The 4,036-nt window shown below is 58.8% G+C and carries 5 protein-coding genes and 1 pseudogene; 5 read left to right on the forward strand and 1 reads right to left on the reverse strand.

Features of this window, described 5'->3' with window-relative positions; all coding sequences use genetic code 11:
- Positions 1-128: 128 nt before the first annotated feature.
- On the forward strand, positions 129-566 hold the full coding sequence (locus ABQJ48_RS37435) for a BBE domain-containing protein (RefSeq protein WP_367842885.1): 438 nt from the start codon (positions 129-131) through the stop codon (positions 564-566).
- A 910-nt stretch (positions 567-1,476) separates the two neighbouring features.
- Here ABQJ48_RS37435 and ABQJ48_RS37440 read toward each other — a convergent pair.
- A complete protein-coding gene (locus ABQJ48_RS37440) occupies positions 1,477-1,602 on the reverse strand; it encodes a GntR family transcriptional regulator (protein ID WP_367842886.1) in 126 nt (41 codons plus the stop codon).
- Between the two features lie 373 nt (positions 1,603-1,975).
- Between ABQJ48_RS37440 and ABQJ48_RS38000 the strand changes: the two genes are divergently transcribed.
- The 4 genes and pseudogenes from ABQJ48_RS38000 to ABQJ48_RS37455 all read left to right on the forward strand — a co-directional run.
- Positions 1,976-2,428 (forward strand): type 2 periplasmic-binding domain-containing protein, encoded by a 453-nt coding sequence (locus tag ABQJ48_RS38000; RefSeq protein WP_473094249.1) that lies wholly within the window; start codon positions 1,976-1,978, stop codon positions 2,426-2,428.
- Positions 2,401-2,988 (forward strand): ABC transporter substrate-binding protein, encoded by a 588-nt coding sequence (locus ABQJ48_RS38005; RefSeq protein ID WP_473094250.1) that lies wholly within the window; start codon positions 2,401-2,403, stop codon positions 2,986-2,988. Before ABQJ48_RS38000 ends, ABQJ48_RS38005 begins: the two co-directional genes overlap by 28 nt.
- A gap of 3 nt (positions 2,989-2,991) precedes the next feature.
- A complete protein-coding gene (locus ABQJ48_RS37450; RefSeq protein WP_367842887.1) occupies positions 2,992-3,951 on the forward strand; it encodes a hypothetical protein in 960 nt (319 codons plus the stop codon).
- A gap of 4 nt (positions 3,952-3,955) precedes the next feature.
- Positions 3,956-4,036, forward strand: a pseudogene (locus tag ABQJ48_RS37455) (IS6 family transposase); the annotation flags it as partial.

A 4,036-nucleotide genomic window follows, 5' to 3' on the forward strand; every position in this document is an offset into this window, starting at 1 on the left:
AGCGGCTCCTGCATCTCATCAATCCCACGCATCGCACTCATCGCCTAATCTCATGAACACGATATCCATAACGCCTGTCCTTCAAACCCCGTTTACACGGGACCCAAATTCAACAGCCTGCTAAGGGCTTGCAGTGGTACTGGAAGGGCGACTTTGTCAAGGCGTTGCCTGACGAGGCGATCGACGTGCACATCGCTAACGCGCTCAAGGCGCCGACCCCCTTCTGCCTGATGCACCTCTACCCGATCGACGGCGCCGTTCGGAGGGTCGCCAGGGATGCCACGCCGTGGAGCGCGCGGGACGCGTCTTTTTCGATGGTAATTGCCGCGATCAGCCCCGATCCCAAGGACGCCGAGGCGCTTAAGACCTGGGGGCGTACCTACTGGGGGGCCATTCACCCGTTCAATCTGGAGGGCGCCTATGTCAACTTCATGGACGCCGACGAGGCCCGGAACCGCGTCGAACTGAGCTACGGCGAGAACTATGCGCGCCTTGCCTCGATCAAGGCAAAGTACGATCCCGACAACCTGTTCAGAGTCAACCAGAACATTAAACCGACAGCGTGAATCTACGCGCACGGCTTCGTGCGCCCGCGCCGCGTGGTTGTGTTCAGCGTGAACGCTCTGCAGCATCGCCGTCTTCGTTGATGGCTGACTTGCGCTTGTGTCGCCCGCAGCCTGAAGAGTGTCCACGTCGCGCCGAAAACTGATCAGCGCGACGCGTGAATGAAATCAGTAACCAAACCATGGGAGTTCGCGTTCCTCACGCACGAGCTCCCTGGACCTCTCAGATGCGTGCAAGCTACGCAAAACAGTTCGCGAGGGTCCGCTTCGGGGCGATCCTAAGCTGGTACCTCGACACACGTTCTTGGCCCGGTGCCGCCTCTCCTTTAGGCATATTGGACTGAAGTCACCGCGAGCTGCGATTGGCGGCACGCGACCCACTGCCGTCGGTGGAATTGTTGGGTCTCAAGGGGCAGTTTACGAAGCGCAACGGTCATTCGCGACGCGGGTGTCGTGTAGCTCCTACTAGGCGTCTAATTTCCGATTTCGAACGTCCCCGCTTCGCGCCTCTCCTTCAACGTTCGTCGAGACCCATCCAGCATGGATATGCATCGAGATCGACAGAATATCGATTGTCGCGCGGTCCCTTTTTCACTTTAGTAATACTGCCAAATGCAGCTGTATGCTTTCTCGAACAGTTCCCCATCTGCATGCAGCTTGTACTTGAAGAGGGCCTTGCGCACAGCCTTGCCCACGCAGTTATCGAGCTCTTCCAGATCCTCTGCCGTTGCCTTCTCGGCCGCCAGTTCCGCGATGGTGGGTTCCGACGAGCTATTCCGCGATATCCGCAGGGCTCATGTCAACACTCAGGATCTCGATGCCGCGGCCAAACTTCACCGGGCGCGTGCCGAGAAACGTACCGAGCCCTACCTCTCGCCAGACGTCGGCGTTCCCCTCCATGAAGCCACGCGAGTCACGTAACGCGCCGGCTTAATCCGATGACTTCGGCCAGCTCTCGTTCGGGCGGCAGCATGTCGCCGTCCTTGAGTCCGCGCGTCTCGATGAGAGCCCGAATTGTTTCCGCTGCGTTGTCGTTCATGTTGCGAACCAAGCAGCATTGGTTTGAAGTGCGGCACCAGTTTTTATTTTCATGTTGAAAAGCATTGCATAATGCAGTCAGAATGATTCAAACATACCGATGTAAGGTTGATACCAATGTGCGATTGGTATCAACCACGTGACCTATGACGGCCGATGTGTTGGCACGATGAACCTGACGCATATCGAAGGCGGGTACCGCGAAGAACATGAAGTAGTGGGATTGACGATCGGTGCGTTCCTGGTCCCCGCGTGGCACAAATATCGCCGGCGCTAGCGCCCTGCCCGCTTTTATCTTGAGCTTGATCTAGCCTTTTCTTGGAGCGATTTTTATGTACCGTCGGGACTTTTTGAAAGCGTCGGCTGTAACCGCCATGGGACTGTCAGGCCTCGGACAGTCCGTCCGGTCACAGGCCGCGCAGTCGATGGCCATGCTCACGTGGGGCGGCCTTTGGGGCAACGGCATGGCCCAATATGTCGATACGCCGTTCACCGCAAAGACCGGCTACTCGATCATTCAGGATCGCGGGCCGACACCGGTCGAACGCGTCACCAAGCTGAAAATCGACTTATCGAATCAGCCTTATGACCTGATCCAGATTCACGACGGCGTAGTGCCGCTCGCCGAGTCGCAAGGCGTCCTGGAAACGCTCGATCCGGCGTCGCCGAACCTGCCGCTCCTGAAGGATGTGCCAGCGCGTTTCCGTCGTCGGGGATGGGTGGCCATGATCTATTCAGCGCTCGGCATTGTGTACAACAAGGAGCAGGTCAAGAAGCCGCCGCGCAGTTTCGCGGATCTATGGATCCTGAGTACCAAGGCCGGATAGTTCTACCGCAGATCACCCATTCGATCGGGCCTTACATCATTCCCATCGGCGCCATGGCGGCGGGGAAAGACCCGAAGGATGCCCAGGCGGGTTTCGACATGCTGCGCAAGATGGTCAAATTGCAGCCAGTCTGGGCCGACGACACCGACACCATCATGAATTCGCTGCAGTCCGGCGATGCCGCCATCGGCCTGCTGTACAAATCGCAATGCTTCACGATCCAGGACAAGGGCGCAAAAGTGGAGTGGGTGTTTCCCGGTGAAGGCGCGATCTCGTATCTGGCGGGGACCGGCATTGCAAAAAACACGAAGCATCGCGCTCTTGCCGAGCAATACATCAACATGACGATTGCGCCGCAATCCCAGGCGTGGACGGCGAAAGTCTTCAACTACGCAGGGTCGAATCCGAAGATGCTGACACTGCTTCCGCCAGAACTTCAGCAGCGAGTGCAGTTCTCGCAGGCGCAAATTGGCAGGATCATCGACCTGGATCAGCAGTTCATATCGGCACACCGCGCCGACTGGACCGATCAGTGGAACCGCATCGTCAACGGCGCCTGAGCGATGGCTTTTAGCTGGAACTGGTCCGAGCGGCCGGACGATCTTGCAGTAGCGGTGTTCGCGCACCGGGCCATCGCTCGTGGTCACGAAGTCTCCCTGACAGACGATGGCTACAGCGGCCCGGACGCGTTGGCGGCCGCAGCGGCGCGGTGCGCACTGAACGGTGTGTCGGGCACGGCTGCCGGCACTCGCCTACGTCTGCCCAGAATCGTTCTGTACGCCGGCGATGCCATCGGCTACCCGTACTACGCGTATTACTCGCACGCGTTATGGAGCCTGGGCCTCGCATATCGGCGCGCGTCGGCAGTACAGATTGCACAGGGAATCCTCGACCATGCGGATGTCCTGATCATTCCCGGTGGCTTCGCCACCTGGGGTCTCGACCGCATTGAAGAAGTGACGGGGGTCGATCAGGCGATTCGCGGGTTTATCGCTCGCGGTGGCTCGTGCATCGGGTCGTGCGGCGGCGCCTTTTACCTGTCCGAAGGCAGACCCGGCTGGCTGAACGCAATCGATGCAAAGCCGCGCTTCACGCATGAATATCTGCTTACCGGCACGTGCCTGCTTAACGTGCGGCTGTCGGATCCTGCGCTGCGTCGTGGATTGCCCGAGACAATCGAGCTGCCCTATTACCACGGGCCGGTGTACGACGTCGCCGAGCGCGGCTCGTCAACGCTTGCGACGTTTGGCGAACACGTGATTGCGAATCGTCTTTTCATAGATAACCCCCTCGACCCGACACGTTACGGCGACATCATGCGCAATCGCGTGGCAATACTTTCGGGTCGAACGCCGGCGCTTCGGGTGATTGGATTTTCTGCGCATCCGGAGATGGGTGAATTCCTGCGCAAAGCCATTGTGCTCGACGGTTACGTCCGGCATTACTTGCCCTTGCGGGGCGCCAAGACAATGCAGGAAACCCTGCGGCACTGTCAGGTTGCTGGAGATGGGGCGGTAGAATGAAGCGATGAAGAAGACCAAATCGCTTTATCACGGCCACCGTTTCCCTGCTATCGTCATCAGCTGCGCCGTTCGCTGGTACTTCCGG

It is taken from the genome of Paraburkholderia suaedae, from assembly GCF_040812055.1.
Taxonomy (GTDB): Bacteria; Pseudomonadota; Gammaproteobacteria; order Burkholderiales; family Burkholderiaceae; genus Paraburkholderia.

Coding starts and splice junctions, on each gene's coding strand:
- ABQJ48_RS37440 (WP_367842886.1), bottom strand. CDS start 1,602: ATGAACGACAACGCAGCGGAAACAATTCGGGCTCTCATCGAGACGCGC.
- ABQJ48_RS38000 (WP_473094249.1), top strand. CDS start 1,976: ATGGGACTGTCAGGCCTCGGACAGTCCGTCCGGTCACAGGCCGCGCAG.
- ABQJ48_RS38005 (WP_473094250.1), top strand. CDS start 2,401: ATGGATCCTGAGTACCAAGGCCGGATAGTTCTACCGCAGATCACCCAT.
- ABQJ48_RS37450 (WP_367842887.1), top strand. CDS start 2,992: ATGGCTTTTAGCTGGAACTGGTCCGAGCGGCCGGACGATCTTGCAGTA.